We start from the raw sequence: 21,054 nt of genomic DNA on the forward strand, positions 1-21,054 counted from the left end.
TACGACACGATTAGGATGAGGTTAATTAAATGAGAAATGAATTTGACGACGAAGCAGGCCGCGAGGATATTAGAATAAGAAAGCGCGGTTTCGAATCAGAACCAGATCCGTCTGATGATGATTACTACCTGGATGATGATTATGATGATTATCAGGAAAGGCAATACAGCAGAACAAATCAAACGGAAATCCGGAATGATACCATAAAAAAGGCTGGTGATACGGCCGGAGGGCAAAGCAGGAGCGGAGAAAGGGCCAGAAGCACTGACCGTCCCCAAACTGCATCCGGAAGCAGCCACATCGCTTTTAAGGGTCAGACCTCATCGGGAGTTGGTCCAAATAACAGTCGGGGAACAGCCGCTGGACGATCTGGTTCAGGAGATAGCCAGGGGAATGCGGGAAGCCGCAGTACTTCAGGAAACAGCAATAGCCAGAGAACATCAGGAAGCCGCAGTGCTTCAGGAAACAGCAGCAGCCAGGGACCAACAGGAAGCCGCAGTACTTCAGGAAACAGCAGCAGCCAGGGAGCAACAGGAAGCCGCAGTGCCGCAGGAAACAGCAATGGCCAGGGAACTCTGGGAGGCCGCAGTGCCGCAGGAAGCAGCAATGGCCAGGGAATACCGGGAAGCCGCAGTGCCGCAGGAAACAGCAATGGCCAGGGAGCAACAGGAAGCCGCAGTGCCGCAGGAAACAGCAATGGCCAGGGAACTCTGGGAGGTCGCAGTGCCGCAGGAAACAGCAATGGCCAGGGAGCAACAGGAAGCCGCAGTGCCGCAGGAAACAGCAATGGCCAGGGAATACCGGGAAGCCGCAGTGCCGCAGGAAACAGCAGCCGCCAGGGCACTTCAAAAGGCCAGATTGTCATAGGTGACGGAGGCATCAGGCAGCAGCAGAGAATGCCGGGGCCGGAAAAAAGTGTGGCCGCCAGCCGGTCTGCTGCCCAGGCGGAAAAGAAAAGAAAAGTCCGCCGCATCGTGATTATGGTAATTTTGGAACTCTTTACACTGGCAGGCATTTTTGCCTATGCTTATGTGGCCAGGCTCATGGGTTCCATACAAAGACCGGATGATTTTAATGAGAACCAGGTACGCAATGAGATCATGTCTCCGGAACAGAAAAAGCATATGACTGGTTACCGTAACATAGCCATTTTCGGTGTTGACAGCCGGGATGGCAATGTGAACAAGGGAACCAATGCAGATGTTATTATGATCTGTAATATTAACAGGGACACCGGTGAAATCAGACTGGTATCCGTGTTCCGTGATACATATTTAAATACGGGAAATGGAAATGCCTACAACAAAATAAACGCAGCCTATGCTACCGGAGGAGCCGCCCAGGCTCTGGCTGCCCTTAATAAGAATCTGGATCTGGATATCAGTGAATACGTTACCTTTAACTGGAAATCGGTTGCTGACGGAATTAATATGCTGGGTGGAGTGGATATTGATGTCACCAAAGCGGAATTCCGTTACATTAACTCTTTTATTACAGAAACAGTGGAAAAAACAGGAGTGCCGTCTGTTCATTTAAAATCTTCCGGCATGAATCATCTGGATGGTGTACAGGCGGTAGCTTATGCCAGACTGAGAAAAATGGATACCGACTTTGCAAGAACAGAGCGTCAGCGTCTTGTGATTCAAAAAACCTTTGAAAAAGCAAAGAAAGCGGACCTTGGATTGCTTAACAGAATCTTATTGATGGAAGTGGATCAGATCGGATCAAACCTGACCTTTAGTGATTTTACAGAGCTGCTTCTTGATATCAGCAAGTACCATATTGGCCAGACAGGGGGCTTTCCATTTACACGCGGTGATATGACAATCGGGAAACGGGGGGACTGCGTAATTCCTCAGACTCTGGAAACCAATGTCTCCCAGCTCCATAAGCTCCTTTTCGATAAGGAAGACTATGAACCTTCAGCCATGGTTAAAAAAATAAGCGCTAAAATAGCTGCAGATTCCGGCATGTATAAACAGGGGTCTGGCGGCGGCAAGGCATCCAAAGACGATGAAGATGATACCAAGAAGACTACAGAGGAAACGAAACCGGACAAAACCACAGGAGCAGTGGAATCTTCCTCTCAGGATGGTGCAACAGGTGCTACGGATGAAAACGGAAAGCCAGGAAAGCCTACGGATTCCCCGGACGGCAGTACGGGCGAGACAAAGGAAACCAGGCCGGGAGAGACCAGACCTTCAGAATCAACGTCCGGGTCAACTAAGCCAGGGGAAACCAAGCCTTCGCATACCACCAGTGCGGCGGAGACGACTACAGGCTCCCATGGGCCTGGAACCGGACAGACAACGGCGGCTGAGGAGACAACCGCTCCCCAGACCACCTCGGCAGGCCCAGGCGGCCCGGGAGAGACAGCCTCATCCCAGCCTTCCAATGGAGGGGCCAGCCCAGGCACAGAAGTGCCGGTGGTTTCTGCGCCGCCAACCGGCAATTAATTCGTGACAGGAATCATAAATACCCGCAGCAGCAGCCTTTTTTATCAAAAGGCCCTGTCTGCGGGTATTTTTTTCTTTTCACATATTCAATATAATTTTATCACAAAATGGTCACATTTCATTGATAGACTCTGATTATCAAAAGAAATAGTAAGATACCTGAAAGGAGATAGATCTTATGTATGACGAGAATGAAAACAAAGACACAGGCCGTATGAATCCTGAAGAGCATAAAGAAGAAGCTGTAACAACAAATTTTATTATGAGGGATCCTGATTCAGAAAAACCCGGACCCCGGGATTCTGAAAGAAATATCCGGCCCCAGACTTACCACACTTATGAAGAGCAGCAGAATATTCCCCATTACCAGGAATATCAGTATCATAGGGCAGCAGAGCAAAGCATGTTCCAGGAAGAACCAAAGACTAAGAAGAAAGGAGGCTTTGTAAAAAAGGCAGCCGGCCTTGTAGGAGCCGCCCTTGTCTTTGGAGTGGTTGCCGGAAGCACCATGGTTGGAATCAACTGGGCGGCGGGAGCTTACGGAAACAACAACAACAACCTGGAGATCAGCAAGGCGGAAACCATTCCTTCTTCTGCCAACGCAGAAGGGGTTCAGGCGGCCAACACATCTAACATTACCACCTCCAACGATGTTTCGACCATTGTGGACAGAGCCATGCCCTCCGTAGTCGCCATTACCAGTAAGGTGATATATGAAAGCCAGACCTGGTTCGGCCCCATGCAAAGGGAAGGAGTGGGAAGCGGTTCCGGTATCGTTGTGGGAAAAAACGACGATGAACTTTTGATTGTGACCAATAACCATGTAGTACAGGGGGCGGAGGAACTGAAGGTTACATTCATCGATCAGGCAGCCGTAGATGCCTCCATTAAGGGGACGGATGCGGACAGCGACTTAGCAGTGATTGCAGTTCCCTTAAAGAATATTTCCTCCGATACTTTATCAAAAATTGCCATTGCTTCCCTTGGAAATTCCGATAGTCTGAAGGTTGGCCAGGGAGTGGTTGCCATAGGAAATGCTCTTGGCTATGGACAGTCTGTTACCGTTGGTTATGTCAGTGCTCTTGACCGCTCCGTCCAGACGGAGGATGGAACCAGCCGTGATCTTCTACAGACCGATGCGGCCATCAACCCAGGCAACAGCGGCGGCGCTTTGTTAAATATGCGAGGCGAGGTGGTGGGCATTAATTCCGCCAAGTATTCTTCCACAGAGGTAGAGGGCATGGGTTATGCCATTCCGATTTCCAAGGCTCAGAATATCATTGATACCCTGATGACCAGAAAGACCAGAACCCAGGTGACCGATGAAAACCAGGGATATTTGGGGATCCAGTGCAAGAACATTGATGGAGTTACAAGCCAGCAGCTTGGTATGCCTCAGGGCGTTTTTATCTATAAGATTGTGGAAGGCGGAGCTGCTTCCAAGTCTGATTTGCGGGAAAAAGATATTATCACCAAGTTCGACGGCCAGGGCATTAAGACCTATGATGATCTGACCAACATGCTTAAATATTATGAAGGAGGAACCACCGTAACACTTACGGTCCAGTCTCTTGAAAACGGACAGTACGTGGAAAGAAATGTAGATATTACCCTTGGCAAGAAGCCGGCAGATGCCGCTCAGAAGGGTTAAATGAAAAAACACCCCGGATCCGGGGTGTTTTTTTGCGTGAATATCATTTTTACTGGCCGGTAGACTGCCGCTTGATGAGAGATACAGGCAGAACGATTTTACTGGGTGCTGTTTCCTTGCCGCTGTTTTTGATTAATGAGTCTACGGCCATTTCGGCCATTTCCTTTGTTGGCTGATGTATGGTTGATATCTGAGGGGTGGTCAGAGTGGAGAGGGCAACGTCATCAAAGCCCACTAGCTTTATATCATTGGGAATCCGCTTTCCCATCTCCGTACAAACCTGGATCACCTGGGCAGCAATCAAATCACTGCTGGCAAAGATTCCGTCGGTATCCGGGTACTTGGCCAGTGTCTGCCTGATAGAATCGTGGTAATCCATAGAATAATAAGTATTGTCCTTTGTCCATATACTTTCAAAAGCAACCTGGTGTTTCAGGCAGACCTCCTTAAATGCCTGTGCACGGCTGTCTCCAGGCATTTCCTGATCAATAATACCGCTGAAATGAATCAGGTTTTTACAGCCGCAGGCGATCAGATGTTCCGCGGCCAGGCGGCCCCCCACATAGTTGTCACATAAAATGGTGGTAGCGCACAACGGGCTATTGCATTCGATGGCTACAAAAGGGATTCCCTGTTGGGTATATTGTTCAGAAGCCAGAATCATCCCGCAGAAAATAATCCCTGTCACCCGGTTGCTTTTGCACAAGTCAATGTATTCTGCCTCCCGGGAAAGGTCTTCCTTGGAGTTGCAAAGAAGGATTTTGAATCCTCGTTTAGAAGCTGCATTCTCTAACTGGCTGATTAGCTGGGCAAAATAAGGATGGGTAATATGAGGGGTTATAATCCCTATGGTGTTGGTAACCTGCTTGGAAAGAGAGCGGGCCAGCTCGTTAGGCTGGTAATGAAGTTCCCTCATGGCCTGTTTTACTTTTTGTTTTGTCTCTTCACTGAGATAGCCTCGGTTATTGATTACACGAGATACTGTGGTGACGGTAACTCCGGCCATTTCAGCCACATCTTTTAGTGTTGACATAATTTCCTCCTGAACGCCTATATCCATAACATGTTAATCACTTAACTTATAAGTAGTATACCACAAAGGACTAAGATGTGCAAACTAAGAACAAAAATAATAAAAAATTCAATTAAAAGTTTCTAAAGTAAAAAAATATAAAAAGAATTCTAATAATAGTCTGTGAAAAACGCATTAAAAATAAGAGAAATTCAATAATCACTTAGACAAAATTTATATCAACCGCTTGACATATTTTGCAAGGGGATATATAATGAGCCTATCAAATAAGGAGGAGGAAACACGACAGCGGGAAAGCTGTCGTGGATAGAGACTATGAAACAATTATGGAAAAAAGCGGCGGTTGCCATATCGGTACTTGCATTTGCGGTGACAGCAGCGGGCTGTGGAGAGAAAGTAACGGACACTGCTACAACGGCTGTTACGACAGCCGCTGAGAGTGGGGCTGAAAACCAGAGTCAGGCGGAAGGTGCAAAAGGCGCGGGAAGCATTAAAGTTTGGGTAAGCTCAGGTGCTGAGGACGATATATACCGGGATATGTTTAAGAAGATGGAGACGGAACTGAATTTGGATATCAATGATGAGTATTATCCAAAAGATGAGCTGGACAGTAAGATGCAGGTAGCCCCTGTGGTTGGGGATGCTCCTGATATGATTATTGCCGATTATCTGCAGATCCCGTCTTATTATGAAGCAGGTATGATTGAAAATCTGGATGACCGTATGACATCCAATATAAAAGAGGATCTGCTTCAGTCTATTATAGATGAGTCCACTTATAACGGGCACTTAGTCACAACGGCCCAGTTTGATGCGGGAATGGCTCTGTGGGCCAACAAGTCCATGCTTGAGGCGGCGGGTGTGCGTATTCCGGTCAGCTATAAGGAGGCATGGGACAAGGCTGAATTTGAAGATGCCCTTGCCAAATTAAAAGCAAGCGGAGTGGAATATCCTCTTTATATCCGCCAGAATAAGCCTTCATCCTTGTACTTTACCTTTATGCCGGTACTTGCAAGCTTTGGGGGAGATTATGTGAACCGGGAAACCATGTTGACAGAGGGAGCCTTGGACAGCGAAGAAACCATAGCCGCCTATTCCTACATCACCTGGCTGGTGAATCAGGGCTACATCAATGGTGCCTGTGATTATGAAGATGCATTTTACGGGAGAAAAGAAAGTGCCCTTGCTTTGCTGGGACACTGGAAGTACACAGATCACGTAACCAACCTTGGGGATGATGCCATTCTTGTACCTGTTCCTGATTTTGGCAAGGGAGTATTTACCTGCTCCGGTTCTGTTGTCTGGGCTATGACAACCGCTGCAAAGGAAAATGGAACTGCCGATGCTGTATGGTCTGTAATGGAAGCATCGCTTCAGCCGGATTATATCAATCAGATGACAGACTTTAACGGAGCGATTCCTTCCAGAAAGTCGATACTGGACAGTAAGGAAGAGTTAAAAAAAGGCGGACGCATGTACTTATATCGGGAACAGCTGGAAGCAGGAATTTCTGTACTTAGGCCTTTAACTCCCGCTCATATGACTATATACAGTGCAATGGAAGCTGCCACTTCTGATATCATCGGCGGTGCTGATGCCGCAGAGACACTGAAAGAAGCGTCAAAATCCATTGATGAGATTATCGTTGAGAATGAATGGAATCTGAAATAATACCCTGAATTTTTATCAAACGCCAAAGAATCCAGGGACAGACAATCCCCTCCGCCGGCAGCTTTAATCCAGGCGGAGGCGGTTTTCTGAATGGAAGTAACAAAAGGCCGCCATTTGTAAGCTTTATCAAATAGGAGGAAAAATAGATGAAAGTACAGTTGAAAACAGGAACCAAAGGAGGACTACGAGGCGGGCAGACACGGACAGCCTGGATGTTCTGCACTCCGGCACTGGTTCCCATTACCCTGTTTATCATATTGCCTTTCTGCATGTCCATCATTTATTCGTTTACAAACAGAATGCTGGTGCAGAAAGCCGGAAAGACAGTTGAATTTGTTGGCTTGAAGAACTTTCTCAAGCTGTTTACGAACGGAACGGCCCAGCAGGCTTTTCTTAATACGGCGGTTTACGCTTTGCTTGTAGTTCCTGTTATTGTGGTTCTGGGAATCATGCTGGCAGTTCTGGTAAATAATTCCCTAAAAGGTGTAAAATTATTCCGGACCATTTATTTCAGCCCTCAGATCATAACCATGACTGTTGTGGCGATTGTATGGTCCTTTATTTTTTCTCCAGGACCGGATGGGCTTATGAACTCAGCATTAAGACTGCTGGGTGTGCAGCCTCAGGCCTGGCTCCAGGATTCCAGGTGGGCTTTGTTTTGTATTGCAGTAATGTATATCTGGCAGTCTCTTGGTATGGAGATGCTAATTATTCTGGGGGGTCTTCAGTTTATTTCAGAAGATTTATATGAGGCCGGGCGAATGGATGGCTGCAGTTCTTTTCAGAGATTCTGGTATATAACGGTTCCCATGCTGAAAAACACCCTGGTGTATGTTCTGATATCAACCACCATTAATACATTGAAATTATTTACTCAGGTATATGTATTGACTAACGGAGGCCCCAAAGGTTCCACCACATCGGTAATTTACCTGCTTTACAAATCTGGTTTCGTAAATAACCAGTTAGGATATTCTTCTGCAATCGCTGTTGTGTTTTTCCTGATTGTCCTTTTAATATCCTTGATACAGAATCGGATTTTAGGGAGGGATAACTGATGAGATCAGCAATGTCAAAACAAAAGAAAATGATGTATTTGTTTTTGATGTACGCAGCATATCTGCTGGTTGCATTCGTGTTTGTGGCTCCCATTGTATATATGACGGTTTCTTCCCTGAAGACAGATACCCAGATCGTGGCGGATATGTCCACAATTAAGGCTTTTCTTCCGGTAGGAACCCTTTCCTTTGACAATTTTACCAAGGTGATAGAACGTGTTGATTTTATGAAATTCTTTAAAAATTCGGCGGTAGTTGCGGTCATCAACGTTTCCCTGGTGGTAATTGTGAATGCCATGATCGGATATGCTTTGGGACTTCTGGACTTTAGAGGGAAAAACTTCATGATTTCCCTGATCATTGCTTTATCCATCATTCCTACGGAAGCTGTAGTGATCAACCGGTTCATGGTTGCAAACCAGCTTCGGATGCTGAACAGCTATATAGGACTGGCCCTGCCTACCATTGGCTATCCTATGTATATCTTCCTGTATTACAATCACTTTAAAGGGATGCCAAAGGAGCTGATGGAAGCGGCTATTGTGGATGGGGAATCATATGCCGGGATTTTCTGGCGGATAATGCTTCCCCTGTCAAAACCCATTTGTGCCACTGTTACAATTATGGCGTTTATCCGTTCGTGGGGGGATTTGCTGTGGCCGACACTGGTAACCAGAGATGAGACATACCGGACCCTGCCTTTGGCTCTGCGTGCTCTTTCTACAGATGTATATATTTTCTGGGGACAGATTTTTGCATTTGCCACGCTAATGACCATTCCTGTTTTTCTTATATTTCTCATGTTTCAGAAACAGTTCATTCAATCCTTGACAATGTCAGGAATCAAAGGATAGGAGAAGCTAATGAAGCTGCAGTATATCGGCACCGGCGCAGCAGAGGGATTTCCGGGGATGTTCTGCCAGTGTGAAGCCTGTGAGAGGGCCAGAAAGGCCGGCGGACATAATTTGAAAACCAGAAGCTGTGCAATTATAGATGATCAGGTATTGATTGATTTATCTCCCGATCTCTATGTCCAGTCCCTGCTTCTGGGGCTGGAGCTCGGAAAAGTGAAAGACCTGGTTGTGACCCATACTCATAAGGACCATCTGGATTCCTTTTTCCTGGGACTGAGGGCAAGGGATGGGGCGACCAAGCTGCCAAAGATAATGGAGGAAGAAAATTACCTGTCCGTATATGGAAGCAGCTTTGTGGAAACAGCAGTTCACAGGGCATTGGAGGAGGAATCTTATTCCAATGATTCCAGGATCCGGTTTATTCCGGTGGAAACAGGGATATGGTTTCAGGCGGGAAGATTAAAATTCTGTCCTCTGAAGGCCAATCATAAAAAGGATGAGCTCTGTCATATTTACGCTGTGACAGACGGATCCGGCAGTCTGCTTTATGCCAATGATACAGGGGCTCTTTCAGAAGAAACCCTGGATATGGTTGGCAGCCTGGGCCTTGTTTTTGATGTGGTCAGTATGGATTGTGCAAGAGGAACCCTGCCGGGGGATGGGCATATGGGGATAAAGGAAAACCTTGATTTAAAGAAGTGTTTGGAGCAAATGGGGTGTACCGGTCCAAACACCCGGTATTATCTGAATCATTTGTCCCATATGAGCGGAGTGATTCATGATGATCTTCAAAGGATGATGAGAGCAGAAGGCTTTACCGTGGCATATGATGGTATGGCGGTTTTGATTGGCTGAGGGAGAATATGATATGAAATTACTGGTAATATCCGATATACACAGCAATATCTGGGCATTGGATAAAATTTTAGATACGGAGAAGAACTTTGATTTATTATGCTGTGCCGGGGATCTGGTGGACTATGGGACGGCTCCTGGACAAGTGGTGGATTGCATGAGACAGTATTCTTCTAACGTGTTGGTTCAGGGAAATCATGACCTGCACGCAGTGGAGATCTGGAAGCAGGACCAGTACCGGGATGTAGTTCCTGAAAAATTCAAGTGGGTGCATCATAACTGCCAGAGGCTTGATGAAGACAGGATCCATTATCTGGAACAGCTCCCCCTCCGCGTAACCTTTGAAGCAGACGGATATGTTTATATGATACAGCATCAATTTGACAATGCTTATGGTTTGGTTGAAAGCAGGCATCAATTTGATGAATTCTGGAAACAGCATGCGGAACCGGAATACAAAAACAGCAAAAAAAGGCGTATGATTTTCGGCCATACCCACCGCCAGTGCATTCATGTTCTGGATCAGGATATGTTATGGCTTAATCCTGGAAGCGCTTCTTACCGGAGACCTGATGATCCGGATAAGACCGCACATTATGCAGTGGTCGAAAACGGGGAAATACAATTACGCAGGGTTTCTTATGACAGAAGCCACTGTCTGGAGGAGGCGATAAAGCTGAATCAGGTTCATGGAATGATGAAAACTGAGCTTCAGGATTTCTTTTTCTTTTTTGGAGACGCCGAAACATCCAGAGATCCGCTGCCATTGGAACCAGAGAAATAAAATTTAGAAAAGAGGAAAAGCATATGATGGCTTGCCGGCGTTATCCTATGAAGGGAATTGCTAATTTCAGAGACTTAGGGGGATATTTTTGCAAAGGCGGTGTGACAAAATGGGGGGTGTTTTTCCGCAGTACCAGCCTTCACAAAGCGGTGAAAGAGGATTTGGCAATCATGGAACAGGTGGGTATATCCAGAATATTAGATCTGCGCTATCCCCAGGAAAGGAAAGAAATGCCGGACGTACCGGTTAAGGGGGCCGAATGGCTGGGGATTTCTTTGCTGGGTACCATACCTGTTGAGAAACTTCAGGTCAATGATAAAGAGGAGGATACCAGGACCCTGATTAACATGTATCGCCAGATCATTGCCAGTTCCAGAACTGAAATAAGGGATTCGGTCAAGGCCATGATCGATGCCAAAGGTCCTGCCCTGTTTCATTGTGCAGCCGGAAAAGACAGAACTGGAATTTTAGCCATGCTGCTATTGGGGGCAGTGGGAGTAAGTCAGGAGGACATCATTGCTGATTATGAAATAAGCCACCATTATATCAGAAGCTTTACTTCTGATATCTCCGGTTCCCATGGCAGCAATATGTATAAGCTGCTTAATGAAATTTCTGAACAATGGGGATCTGTTGCCGGATTTTTGATGGAATGCGGGATTTCCATGGATGAGCTGTCTCTCCTGATTGAAAAGTTTGTAATGCCCTGTGAATTTAATGGGTAAATGAAAAGGTTTAAATGGAAAGCGAGGCTGTGAAATATGGAATTGAAACATAAGGTTGAACGTATAATCAAAGACGGGATATGGGAAGCACCTGAAATACCGGATGGGATTCCCCACGGAGACATGCCTGGGGATAAGGTTGAAATCGGGGAAGTACATAGAAAAAAGGCAAATATCATTTTTCCGCAACTGCTTTTCAAGTTGTCAGAGGTTTTAAAGGAATGTGAATCTGAGAAAGTTGTTGTGACAGTATGCGGTGGTTCCGGCGTTGGTAAATCAGAGATCGCTTCTTTGCTGTCCTATTATTTTAATCACCTGGGAATCGGAAGCTATACCCTATCCGGAGACAATTATCCTCACAGAATCCCAAAGTACAACGATGGGGAACGCCTTCATATATTCCGGGAATCAGCAATCAAAGCCATGGTAAAAGACGGGACATTTAACGAGGAGCGATTTAAAATAATTCACCGGCTTCAGCAGGTTCAGGATGATGCAAATGCTGTACATACAAAGAAATACTCATGGTATAAATCTTATCTTCTTGGAGGAAGGGAAGGTTTAAAGAATTACCTTGGAACAGAAAAAGAAATTGCTTTCGGTGAGATTGAGGAGATTCTTACCCAGTTTAAGAATGGAAAAGAAGAGATCTGGTTAAAGCGCATGGGCAGAGATGATACAGAACTTTGGTATGGTAAGGTGGATTTTTCCGGGATCCATGTTATGATCATTGAATGGACCCATGGAAACAGTGATAATTATCAGGGAGTAGACATTCCCATTCTTCTTAACAGCACCCCGCAGGAGACTTTGGCCCATCGAAGAGCAAGAAACCGGGATGGAGCCACTGACAGCCCCTTTACGGCTATGGTTCTTGAACTGGAACAGGAAATGCTGGAGGCTCAGGCCCCAAAAGCCCGGATCATCCTTTCGAAAAGCGGAGAAATATTAACTTATGAACAGTATTGCAGGCAGATGGAAGAGAGCAGAGGAGGCGGCCATGAACAGTAAGGAAGACAAATTTTCTGTTGATTATGGAGTGATGCTCAATGCCTATCCTGACAGCATGGGCGGTACTTTGTCTCAAATTACGGATTTTTTAAAAAGGCCTGAATTAGCGGAGGTATTTCGTTCGTTTTATATTTTGCCAAGTATTTTCAACACCGATCTGGACCGGGGATTTTCAGTAATTGATTATGGGTTAAATGAACGGATGGCGGACAGAAAGGATCTTGAAGCGTTCAAAGACCTGGGGATTGACTTAAAGCTGGATTTTATTCTGAACCATTCTTCTGTGTTATCCAAAGAGTTCCAGGATATTTTAAAAAACGGAGAGAAATCCAGGTACAGGGATTTCTTTATTGACTGGAACAAGTTTTGGGAAGGTTATGGAACCATGACAGAGGAAGGCTATATTCAGCCGGATGAAGCACTTATTAAAGATATGTTTTTTCGGAAGCCGGGTCTTCCGATTTTAATGGTGCGCCTGCCTGATGGAAAAAATGTACCTTACTGGAATACTTTTTATCAGGAAGTACAGTACAAAAGGTTGGATCAATGGGATCTGATGCAGGCAGCAGAAATACAGTATGCAGCGGCAGAGGATCTGGCCCGTATCGTAAACCAGGAATTACAGGAGGGGAAAAAACCTTCTGAGATAGAGTTTGAAAGTTACGAAAAATACAGGGACTGTGTGGTGGAACTGCTGGAATCAGGACGGAGGTATTTGGGACAAATGGACTTGAATATCCGTTCCCCGCTGGTCTGGGAATATTATGACAATACGTTAAAAACCCTTTCTGAATACGGTGCCAAAATCGTTCGCCTGGATGCATTTGCCTATGCCCCCAAGGCTCCGGGAGAAAGGAATTTTTTAAATGATCCGGGAACCTGGGATCTGCTGCAGAAGGTGCAGGACCTGGCGGATCAATATCATTTGCAGCTGCTGCCGGAAATACATTCCGGCTACGGAGAAAAAACCTATGAGCTGTTGGCTGGAAAAGGCTATATGACCTATGACTTTTTCCTTCCGGGCCTTATTATCCACGCATTGGAAAGCGGCAGCGGGGAATATCTGACGGGCTGGGCAAAGGAACTGAAGGTAAAAAAGATCAAAGTGGTAAATATGCTGGGATGTCATGATGGAATTCCCCTTTTAGACTTAAAGGGACTGATCCCTGATGAAGAAATTGAAGGATTAATTAAGACCATTGTGGGACGGGGCGGGTTTGTCAAAAATCTCCATGGACAGAAAAATGTTTATTACCAGGTAAACGCCACATACTACAGCGCTCTTGGGGAAGATGATAAAAAGATGCTGCTGTCAAGAGCTCTGCAGCTTTTTATGCCTGGAAAACCCCAGGTTTGGTATCTGGATCTTTTTGCAGGTAAAAATGATTATGAGGCTGTGAAAAAGGCAGGGGCAGCAGGACATAAGGAGGTGAACCGTACCAATCTGTCTCTGGTGCAGATAGAAGAGAAAATGGGACTTGATGTGGTCAAAAAGCAGATTGAGATGCTGCGGTTCCGAAATAACTTTCCTGCATTTGGTTTTGATTCTGATATGGATATTCAGGCCGTTGGCTCTGAAATTGATATTACATGGAAGAAAGAAGGGTATGAAGCCAGGCTAAAGGCAGATTTAAAGACCTGCGAATATGAAATAACCGGATATGGGCAGAATGGATTTGTTTATCCGCTTTAATTATTTCGTTACGGATCAATCAGGCTTTTTTGACACCCTTGGATTTATAAAGCCTGATGAAACCAACACAGACGCTGTGGGTTTCATCAGGCTTTATATGTTAAAAAAAGTACTTGACAAACATGGGAATGACAGGTATTGTAACATTGAGTTAGTTTGTGCTAACTATACGCTTTGGCCAGTTGATTCCTTCCTGCCATTGGTATGTAAATTGTGGGATACTTAATGTCCGATTTCCTGCAAAATTGAATCCAAGGCATACCCAAATGAAAATGGAAGGCAATATTAAAAAAGGAAGTATGTCCCGGGAGATGGTATTATGAGCGCTACAAAGCAGGAAAAAGAGATATACGGCGAACAGGTACAGATTGTTTCCCGTTCAGACGGCTGCGTCGTTTACCGTATTGCCGATGGAAGCGGAGATATGATGATCACCAGTTATTTCGTGTTCCCCGGAATCCAGTTGGTCTATTACGATGTACATATGGGAAAATGTTCCATAGACTATGGGGTTCTCGGAAATGTGATGGAGATCAATCATTGCCGGGAAGGGCGCATAGAGTGCGGATACCGGGATGAATTTTTTTATCTCACCCAGGGCGATCTAGCAGTCAGCAAAAAGGGTGCCGCAGGTCACGACTCCTGTTTTCCTCTCAACCACTATGATGGGATTGCCATTGTCATTGAAATGGACAGGGTACCTGGGTGCATGTCCTGCTTTCTGGATGATGTAAACGTGCGCCCCTGCGCCCTTATGGAAAAATTCTGCAGCAATGACAAATGCTTTGTCGCACGGTCAAAACCCTGCCTTGAACACATTTTTTCAGAGCTTTATGCCGTGCCTGACAGCATAAAAAAGGGCTACTATAAAGTCAAGATACTGGAACTTCTGTTGTTTTTAAGCGGCATGGATCTAAGGGATGACCAGATGGAACAGCGCTGCTTTACAAAATCCCAGGTCGGCCTTGCCAAGGACGTGTGCCAGTATCTTACAGAGCGCATGGACCGCCGGGTGACGATTTCTGAACTGGCGGATAGTTTTCACGTTTCCCAGACGGCCCTTAAGAACAGTTTTAAGGGAGTGTATGGCGTATCTGTTTACTCTTACATCAGGGAACAGAAAATGCAGGCAGCAGCCCTGATGCTGCGCCGGACAGACCGGTCCGTACTGGAAATCGCAGGGATGTGCGGCTATGACAACGGCAGTAAATTTGCAGGAGCATTCCGCAATGTCATGGGCGTGACGCCCAATGAATATAGAAATACAAAAAAAGAGATACAAGAAGCATGACTGTCCGGGAATGGGCAAAAGGCAGTGACCCGTTGGGGGAATATGTCCGTTTGGAGCCTTCTTCTTTCTTTTTGGAGTGGAAAGGACCTGGCTTTTTGGGTAAAATATAAAACAATCATTAACAGCGCCTCGGAGGCGCATATACTTTAATATTTAGTTAGCTAAAACTAACTTAAGGATTGGAGGTAATCCCATGAGCGTAGTGATCGTTGGAGGTAATGAATGCATGGTTCGGCAATACAAAGAGCTGTGCCAGGAATATAGCTGCTGTGCAAAAGTCTTTACGGAGATAAAGGGCGGGCTGAAAAATAAAATCGGCAAACCGGATTTGCTGGTGCTTTTTACCAGCACCATGTCCCATAAAATGGTGCGCTGCGCTTTGAGTGAAACAAAAGGGCTGGATACCGTAATTGCCCGGTCTCACTCCAGTTCCATGTCCGCCCTGAAAAATATCCTGAGAGAACATGCCGTATAGGAGGAAACAATATGTCAGAAGAAATGCTGATCCGGCACTGTGCTCCCACATTGGCCGGAATTAAAACCGGAAATATGTTTTCCTGTCCCTACCGGTCCAGAGAAGAGATCCATGATGAGGTAAGACGGCTGAACCGCGTTCTTGCACCGAAAGGGGTCAGGGTTTTACCGTTGCGCTACTTTAAGCAGAGGGCTTTGATCTATCTTTATCGTCCAAGCAGCTTAAGCCGGGATCTGGCTGACGGATATGCCTCTGATTTGCTGAAACAATATGGGTATTCTTTAGAAAACCCTCAGCGCTGTGTGGTCCAGTTAGTTCACAGGCTGCGCACCTGCCCCGGATTTCCTCACGAGATTGGCTTGTTTCTTGGCTATCCGCCGGAGGATGTTCAGGGCTTCATCGAAAACAGGGCCTGCCACTGCAAATGCATTGGATGCTGGAAAGTTTACGGCAATGAAGAAAAGGCAAGGCAGACCTTTAACCGGTATAAAAAGTGTACAGAGGTTTATTTTGACCAGTGGTCAAAGGGAATAGCTGTTGAACGGCTTACCGTAGCCGTTTGATATAGAATGATTGAGCAGGAAAGGTTGGTTATACATTATGAGTAAAATTGCAGTAGTTTATTGGAGCGGAACCGGAAATACCGAGGCAATGGCAGCAGCCGTCCTGGAAGGTGCAAAGGAAAGGGGCGCAGATGCCGAAATTTTCACCCCTTCTGAATTTGATGCTTCTATGATGGAAGCCCTGGATGCCATTGCTTTTGGCTGTCCTGCCATGGGTGCAGAGGTTTTGGAGGAAAGTGAATTTGAACCCATGTTCTCTGCCTGCCTGTCAAAGCTTACCGGGAAAAAGGCGGCACTGTTCGGATCCTATGGCTGGGGAGATGGTGAATGGATGCGTTCCTGGGAAGAGACCTGCAAAGAAGCAGGTGTGGAGCTTGTTTGTGACAGCGTGATCTGCAATGAAGCACCAGACCATGAGGCGGCTGCAGCCTGCAAAGCACTTGGGGCAGCTCTGGCAGAATAGCAAAACAGATTCCGGTTCCTTGATTGTGAAATAAGGGAGATATGATCTGACAGCATGGAAAATTTATCTATTCAATTTTCCATGCTGTTTTTTCGTGCATGGTTTTGCGGTCGCTGACTGGTATTAAAAGAAAGAATTAAAAAAAACTAAATTGCAGGTCCGCACTTGTAAGAGCCTTTTAAATGCTTTATAATAATCTGGTATCGGTGCATAATTACAGATAGAAGGAGATTACAGCTTGAACGAGAAGGATTTTCCGGAAGAAAAGATGGAAGATACAGCTGCCGGCAGCTCTCTGGCCGGCAACAAGAAAAAGGAAGAAGATGAGTATGAAAAAATCTGCTATGTGTGCCGCAGGCCGGAGAATGTAACCGGGCCTATGGTTTCCATGCCGGGCGGAATGAATCTATGCCATGACTGTATGCAGAAGGCATTTGATTCTGTATCTCAGGGCGGATTTGATATAACAAAGATTCAGAATATGCCTTATATGAACCTGAATTTAAGTGATCTTGGCAGTATAAATAAAAAGGATCTGGAGATACCCAATAAGCAGAGGGTGAAAAAACGATCCGAAAAAGAGCCTGGACAGGAACTGAAACGAAAGGATATTCCGGCGCCTCATGTCATCAGAAGGAAGCTGGATGATTATGTAATCGGTCAGGAACAGGCCAAAAAGGTGATTTCCGTAGCCGTTTATAATCATTACAAAAGAGTATACTTAACGGATTCCAGGAAAAAGGATGAAGAAGAAAATGTGCAGATCGAAAAGTCCAACATATTAATGATCGGACCTACGGGAAGCGGAAAGACTTACCTGGTAAAAACACTGGCAAGGCTTCTTGATGTTCCGCTGGCTATTGCCGACGCCACCTCTCTTACAGAAGCCGGATATATCGGCGATGACATAGAAAGTGTGGTTTCTAAGCTGCTGACGGCGGCTGACAATGATGTGGACAAGGCGGAACGTGGTATTATTTTCATTGATGAGATCGATAAAATTGCAAAAAAGAAGAGCACAAGCAGCAGGGATGTAAGCGGGGAGTCTGTACAGCAGGAGCTTTTGAAGCTTTTAGAGGGAAGTACGGTGGAAGTACCGGTAGGCTCCAACCAGAAAAATGCACTTACCCCAATGACTGCAGTCAGCACTGAGAACATTCTTTTTATCTGCGGCGGAGCGTTTCCTGATCTGGAGGATATAATCAAGGAACGGCTGAAGGAAAAATCGTCCATTGGTTTTTCCGCAGAATTAAAGGATCGTTATGAGAAGGATCCTAATATCCTGTCTCATGTAACAAATGAAGATCTGCGCAAATTTGGCATGATACCGGAATTTTTAGGACGTCTGCCTATTACGGTAACCCTGGAATCCCTGGATAAGGACCTGCTGGTCCGGGTGCTGAAAGAACCTAAGAACGCTATATTAAAGCAATATAAAAGGCTTCTGGAGCTTGATGAGGTGAATCTTGTCTTTGAAGATGAGGCATTGGAATGGATCGCAGAAGAAGCTCTGAAGAAAAAGACCGGAGCAAGAGCGCTAAGAGCCATCATAGAAAATTTCATGCTCGATATTATGTATGAGGTTCCCAAGGATCCCAACATCGGATCCGTTGTCATTACAAGAGCTTACCTGGATAAAAACGGCGGCCCCCTCATCCAGATGAGGTGCTGATGATGCGGGAATTCCCGGACAAAGGATAAAAAACTCAAAGAAGTGGAGATAATAAGGACGGAAGGAGTGTGGGTCATGGTATTTATCAGTATCATCGTATTACTGGCTTCCCTGGATCTTCTCATAAAAAGTGCCATTGAGGATCAGGATGAAGCCGGCTTTCCAAAGGAACTGGAGGGAAGCGGCGGAAAGATCTTGCTGCAAAAGAATCATAATGCCGGTTTTTCCTTTGGCTGCTTTAAGGATCACCGGTCCCTGGTACAGATGATTCCCCTTGCGGTGGCGTCCTTTATCGGCGGAATGCTGGCATGCCTTCTTCAAAAAAAGGGGAACGTCTGGGAAAAACTGGCCTTGTCCGTTGCCCTGGGAGGCGCGGTCAGCAATTTATATGACAGGCTGGTCCGCCATTATGTGGTGGATTATTTCAGCATTCAGTATGGAAGACTTAAAAAGGTAGTATTCAATCTGGGAGATATGTTTATCTTTCTGGGAGCCGGAATTATGCTTATTATAGAAATAATTAAGGCTTTTAAAGAACAGTGACACGGAAAAAAGCGGCTGTCTTCTTGACATGGCCGCTTTTCTATTGTAGAATCAATGACAAAGTTGAAGCATCGTTCAGCCTTGGATTTGTGAACATCGTGCCCTGCTTCACCGGGCATGGGGATATGCAGGCGGATGCCCTAGGATCACAGATATAAAAAATTTAAAAAACAGGAGTTGATATTTTTGGATTCGAGTGACTATATACAGTTGCTTACGTTGATTTTTTTAGTTGGAGTGTCGGCATTTTTCTCATCGGCTGAGACTGCCCTTACTACGGTGAACAAGATCAGAATCAGGAATTTAGCGGAAGCAGGCAATAAGAATGCAGCAACGCTGATTAAGATTTTAGAAAACCAGGGTAAGATGCTCAGTGCGATTCTGGTCGGTAACAATGTGGTAAACTTAACTGCTTCTTCCATGTCCACCACCCTGGTCATGAGCATTTGGGGCAGTAAGGCCATAGGCATTGGAACCGGTATCCTTACTCTGGTCATTCTGGTGTTCGGCGAGATTTCCCCGAAAACCATCTCTACTTTGTATTCCGAATCAATATCTTTAAAATATGCGAAAGTAATTTATGGTTTTATGACCGTCATGACGCCGGTCATTTATCTGATTCAGATACTTTCTTCAGGCTTTTTGCGCTTTGTCCATGTGAATCCTAACCGGAAGCTGGATGCGATCACAGAGGATGAACTGCGGACAATCGTGGATGTAAGCCATGAGGAAGGCGTGATTGAGTCGGAAGAAAGAAAAATCATCAACAACGTGTTTGACTTTGGTGATTCCGTGGCACGGGACATTATGATCCCCCGCATTGACATGACCCTGGTGGAGGTTAATGCCGCTTATGATGAACTGATCGATATTTTCCGGCAGGAAATGTACACCAGGATTCCGGTATATGAGGAAACCAATGACAATGTAATCGGCATTATTAACATGAAGGATCTGCTTCTGGTTGACAGGAGCGATGACTTTCACATCAGGAATTTTTTAAGAGAGCCTCTCTATACATACGAGTATAAAAAGACTGCGGAGCTTATGTTGGAGATGCGCCAGACCTGTAATAATGTTGTCATTGTTCTGGATGAATACGGAGCAACAGCAGGAATGATTACCCTGGAGGACTTACTGGAAGAAATCGTTGGAGAGATCAGGGATGAGTATGATGAGGATGAAGAAAATGAGCTGATTGAGGTGGCGCCCTATGAATATCTGGTGGAGGGCTCTATGAAGCTTGATGACTTAAATGACCGGCTGGAGCTGGAGCTGGAATCCGAGGATTATGATTCCATCGGCGGCCTGATCATCGGACAGCTTGACCGGCTCCCGGAACAGGGGGAGGAGGTTGTCTATTGCGGAATCCGTCTTGTTGTAGATGAGCTGGACAAGAACAGGATTGATAAGGTGCGGATGTATTTGCCGCACTAGGCCTTTTCCCGGCGGCGCCTTCCGCTCCTTAAACGGAAGGCGGGAAGATAGGGAGAGAAAAGCATATGGCTTTTCTCTCCCTATTGCTCTTTTTAAAGCCCCGCCCGTTAACTGAGCATCCCCCCTGCAGTTCCGCTGACTGCGCAAATGGCCATGGTGGTGAGGAGCTGGTTCAAGGAGCCGTTTAATCCTTTGTTTAAGAAAAAGGATACGGCTAACAGCACCAGGAAATATAGAAGCCCCAGCAAAAGGCCCCAGAAGAATCTTCTGTTCCGTATGCTTTTTCCCATTAAGACTCCCCCAAAGAGACATGCGATAATATAAACCGCATTGACACCCAGGCGTATCTGTCCTTCTTTCAGCCGGAATTTATAAAGTGCTAAGGCCAGGACCACCAGCAGGATTCCGGTCAGTATGTAGGTGATAAGAAGGTTTCTCAGTGTGACCTGAAGCTTTGATTTTTCCATTTGACTACTCCTTATGTCTTGTCTTATGGTTCAGTATATTCTATGGGTATGGCGGATATTCTTGGATGTCCCCATAATAAAATCCTTTCGGCCCGTTCTCCCTGGGGTAAATCATCTTGCACTCACTGAAAACATGTGGTATAATCTCAAAGAATTAGGCAAATACAGGAGGTGTAAGTATATGAAACACGTGAAGACATTAAATTCCAGTACATTAAAAGAGTCCATGAAAAAAGGCGGCTGCGGCGAGTGCCAGACTTCCTGCCAGTCAGCCTGCAAAACATCCTGTACAGTAGGAAACCAGAGCTGCGAGAACAGCAACCGTTAATTTTTTAACTGTATAGAACAGCCA

20 protein-coding genes are annotated in these 21,054 nt (G+C 45.7%); 18 read left to right on the forward strand and 2 right to left on the reverse strand.

All coding sequences use genetic code 11. The features are described 5' to 3' along the window. Positions 1-29 precede the first annotated feature (29 nt). Both CLOSA_RS21630 and CLOSA_RS02980 read left to right on the forward strand, forming a co-directional pair. Positions 30-2,456 (forward strand): LCP family glycopolymer transferase, encoded by a 2,427-nt coding sequence (locus CLOSA_RS21630; RefSeq protein ID WP_013271303.1) that lies wholly within the window; start codon positions 30-32, stop codon positions 2,454-2,456. 178 nt (positions 2,457-2,634) lie between these two features. After that, positions 2,635-4,107, forward strand: coding sequence for a S1C family serine protease (locus CLOSA_RS02980; RefSeq protein WP_013271304.1), 1,473 nt, complete (start codon positions 2,635-2,637; stop codon positions 4,105-4,107). Between the two features lie 49 nt (positions 4,108-4,156). On the opposite strand, the gene CLOSA_RS02985 is transcribed toward CLOSA_RS02980, so the two are convergent. Next, the gene (locus CLOSA_RS02985) at positions 4,157-5,140 is read right to left on the reverse strand and encodes a LacI family DNA-binding transcriptional regulator (protein ID WP_013271305.1); all 984 of its coding nucleotides are present in this window, start codon (positions 5,138-5,140) and stop codon (positions 4,157-4,159) included. A 315-nt stretch (positions 5,141-5,455) separates the two neighbouring features. Between CLOSA_RS02985 and CLOSA_RS02990 the strand changes: the two genes are divergently transcribed. The 15 genes from CLOSA_RS02990 to CLOSA_RS03065 all read left to right on the forward strand — a co-directional run bounded on the left by CLOSA_RS02990 (position 5,456) and on the right by CLOSA_RS03065 (position 20,235). Next, positions 5,456-6,811, forward strand: a complete 1,356-nt coding sequence (locus CLOSA_RS02990) for a sugar ABC transporter substrate-binding protein (protein ID WP_013271306.1) — start codon at positions 5,456-5,458, stop codon at positions 6,809-6,811. Between the two features lie 146 nt (positions 6,812-6,957). After that, the gene (locus CLOSA_RS02995; RefSeq protein ID WP_013271307.1) at positions 6,958-7,869 is read left to right on the forward strand and encodes a carbohydrate ABC transporter permease; all 912 of its coding nucleotides are present in this window, start codon (positions 6,958-6,960) and stop codon (positions 7,867-7,869) included. Continuing rightward, positions 7,869-8,723, forward strand: coding sequence for a carbohydrate ABC transporter permease (locus tag CLOSA_RS03000; RefSeq protein ID WP_013271308.1), 855 nt, complete (start codon positions 7,869-7,871; stop codon positions 8,721-8,723). The genes CLOSA_RS02995 and CLOSA_RS03000 overlap by 1 nt, the downstream gene beginning before the upstream one ends. 9 nt (positions 8,724-8,732) lie before the next feature. Then, positions 8,733-9,578: an MBL fold metallo-hydrolase gene (locus CLOSA_RS03005; protein ID WP_013271309.1), complete on the forward strand. Its 846-nt coding sequence runs from the start codon at positions 8,733-8,735 to the stop codon at positions 9,576-9,578. Positions 9,579-9,591: 13 nt separating this feature from the next. Then, positions 9,592-10,362 (forward strand): metallophosphoesterase family protein, encoded by a 771-nt coding sequence (locus tag CLOSA_RS03010; RefSeq protein WP_013271310.1) that lies wholly within the window; start codon positions 9,592-9,594, stop codon positions 10,360-10,362. Between the two features lie 23 nt (positions 10,363-10,385). Continuing rightward, positions 10,386-11,087: a tyrosine-protein phosphatase gene (locus CLOSA_RS03015; protein ID WP_013271311.1), complete on the forward strand. Its 702-nt coding sequence runs from the start codon at positions 10,386-10,388 to the stop codon at positions 11,085-11,087. A 36-nt stretch (positions 11,088-11,123) separates the two neighbouring features. Further along, positions 11,124-12,098, forward strand: coding sequence for a nucleoside/nucleotide kinase family protein (locus tag CLOSA_RS03020; RefSeq protein WP_013271312.1), 975 nt, complete (start codon positions 11,124-11,126; stop codon positions 12,096-12,098). Further along, complete coding sequence (locus CLOSA_RS03025) at positions 12,088-13,791, forward strand: alpha-amylase family protein (protein WP_013271313.1); 1,704 nt, start codon at positions 12,088-12,090, stop codon at positions 13,789-13,791. The genes CLOSA_RS03020 and CLOSA_RS03025 overlap by 11 nt, the downstream gene beginning before the upstream one ends. 319 nt (positions 13,792-14,110) lie before the next feature. After that, the gene (locus CLOSA_RS03035) at positions 14,111-15,082 is read left to right on the forward strand and encodes a helix-turn-helix transcriptional regulator (RefSeq protein ID WP_013271315.1); all 972 of its coding nucleotides are present in this window, start codon (positions 14,111-14,113) and stop codon (positions 15,080-15,082) included. A gap of 193 nt (positions 15,083-15,275) precedes the next feature. Further along, positions 15,276-15,557 carry a DUF2325 domain-containing protein gene (locus CLOSA_RS03040; RefSeq protein ID WP_013271316.1) on the forward strand — a complete coding sequence of 94 codons (282 nt, stop codon included), beginning with the start codon at positions 15,276-15,278 and terminating at the stop codon, positions 15,555-15,557. A gap of 11 nt (positions 15,558-15,568) precedes the next feature. Then, on the forward strand, positions 15,569-16,120 hold the full coding sequence (locus CLOSA_RS03045; RefSeq protein ID WP_013271317.1) for a DUF3793 family protein: 552 nt from the start codon (positions 15,569-15,571) through the stop codon (positions 16,118-16,120). A 37-nt stretch (positions 16,121-16,157) separates the two neighbouring features. After that, positions 16,158-16,583: a flavodoxin gene (locus CLOSA_RS03050; RefSeq protein ID WP_013271318.1), complete on the forward strand. Its 426-nt coding sequence runs from the start codon at positions 16,158-16,160 to the stop codon at positions 16,581-16,583. Between the two features lie 268 nt (positions 16,584-16,851). Then, entirely contained in the window at positions 16,852-18,255 is a 1,404-nt protein-coding gene (clpX, locus tag CLOSA_RS03055; protein ID WP_408643005.1) for an ATP-dependent Clp protease ATP-binding subunit ClpX, read from the forward strand. 75 nt (positions 18,256-18,330) lie between these two features. Further along, the gene (locus tag CLOSA_RS03060) at positions 18,331-18,798 is read left to right on the forward strand and encodes a signal peptidase II (RefSeq protein ID WP_013271320.1); all 468 of its coding nucleotides are present in this window, start codon (positions 18,331-18,333) and stop codon (positions 18,796-18,798) included. A gap of 186 nt (positions 18,799-18,984) precedes the next feature. Further along, a complete protein-coding gene (locus CLOSA_RS03065; protein ID WP_013271321.1) occupies positions 18,985-20,235 on the forward strand; it encodes an HlyC/CorC family transporter in 1,251 nt (416 codons plus the stop codon). A 107-nt stretch (positions 20,236-20,342) separates the two neighbouring features. Here the strand turns inward: CLOSA_RS03065 and CLOSA_RS03070 are convergent, their stop codons facing one another. Then, positions 20,343-20,702 (reverse strand): TIGR04086 family membrane protein, encoded by a 360-nt coding sequence (locus CLOSA_RS03070; RefSeq protein WP_013271322.1) that lies wholly within the window; start codon positions 20,700-20,702, stop codon positions 20,343-20,345. Between the two features lie 181 nt (positions 20,703-20,883). Between CLOSA_RS03070 and scfA the strand changes: the two genes are divergently transcribed. Beyond that, positions 20,884-21,030: a six-cysteine ranthipeptide SCIFF gene (gene scfA, locus CLOSA_RS03075; protein WP_002601553.1), complete on the forward strand. Its 147-nt coding sequence runs from the start codon at positions 20,884-20,886 to the stop codon at positions 21,028-21,030. Positions 21,031-21,054 lie beyond the last annotated feature (24 nt).

Origin of the sequence: [Clostridium] saccharolyticum WM1 (assembly GCF_000144625.1) — a bacterium.
Classification (GTDB): Bacteria; Bacillota; Clostridia; order Lachnospirales; family Lachnospiraceae; genus Lacrimispora; species Lacrimispora saccharolytica.

Coding starts and splice junctions, on each gene's coding strand:
- CLOSA_RS03020 (WP_013271312.1), top strand. CDS start 11,124: ATGGAATTGAAACATAAGGTTGAACGTATAATCAAAGACGGGATATGG.
- CLOSA_RS02985 (WP_013271305.1), bottom strand. CDS start 5,140: ATGTCAACACTAAAAGATGTGGCTGAAATGGCCGGAGTTACCGTCACC.
- CLOSA_RS03005 (WP_013271309.1), top strand. CDS start 8,733: ATGAAGCTGCAGTATATCGGCACCGGCGCAGCAGAGGGATTTCCGGGG.
- clpX (WP_408643005.1), top strand. CDS start 16,852: ATGGAAGATACAGCTGCCGGCAGCTCTCTGGCCGGCAACAAGAAAAAG.
- CLOSA_RS21630 (WP_013271303.1), top strand. CDS start 30: ATGAGAAATGAATTTGACGACGAAGCAGGCCGCGAGGATATTAGAATA.
- CLOSA_RS03010 (WP_013271310.1), top strand. CDS start 9,592: ATGAAATTACTGGTAATATCCGATATACACAGCAATATCTGGGCATTG.
- CLOSA_RS03025 (WP_013271313.1), top strand. CDS start 12,088: ATGAACAGTAAGGAAGACAAATTTTCTGTTGATTATGGAGTGATGCTC.
- CLOSA_RS02980 (WP_013271304.1), top strand. CDS start 2,635: ATGTATGACGAGAATGAAAACAAAGACACAGGCCGTATGAATCCTGAA.
- CLOSA_RS02995 (WP_013271307.1), top strand. CDS start 6,958: ATGAAAGTACAGTTGAAAACAGGAACCAAAGGAGGACTACGAGGCGGG.
- CLOSA_RS03070 (WP_013271322.1), bottom strand. CDS start 20,702: ATGGAAAAATCAAAGCTTCAGGTCACACTGAGAAACCTTCTTATCACC.
- CLOSA_RS03000 (WP_013271308.1), top strand. CDS start 7,869: ATGAGATCAGCAATGTCAAAACAAAAGAAAATGATGTATTTGTTTTTG.
- CLOSA_RS03015 (WP_013271311.1), top strand. CDS start 10,386: ATGATGGCTTGCCGGCGTTATCCTATGAAGGGAATTGCTAATTTCAGA.
- CLOSA_RS03040 (WP_013271316.1), top strand. CDS start 15,276: ATGAGCGTAGTGATCGTTGGAGGTAATGAATGCATGGTTCGGCAATAC.
- scfA (WP_002601553.1), top strand. CDS start 20,884: ATGAAACACGTGAAGACATTAAATTCCAGTACATTAAAAGAGTCCATG.
- CLOSA_RS03060 (WP_013271320.1), top strand. CDS start 18,331: ATGGTATTTATCAGTATCATCGTATTACTGGCTTCCCTGGATCTTCTC.
- CLOSA_RS03050 (WP_013271318.1), top strand. CDS start 16,158: ATGAGTAAAATTGCAGTAGTTTATTGGAGCGGAACCGGAAATACCGAG.
- CLOSA_RS03045 (WP_013271317.1), top strand. CDS start 15,569: ATGTCAGAAGAAATGCTGATCCGGCACTGTGCTCCCACATTGGCCGGA.
- CLOSA_RS03035 (WP_013271315.1), top strand. CDS start 14,111: ATGAGCGCTACAAAGCAGGAAAAAGAGATATACGGCGAACAGGTACAG.
- CLOSA_RS02990 (WP_013271306.1), top strand. CDS start 5,456: ATGAAACAATTATGGAAAAAAGCGGCGGTTGCCATATCGGTACTTGCA.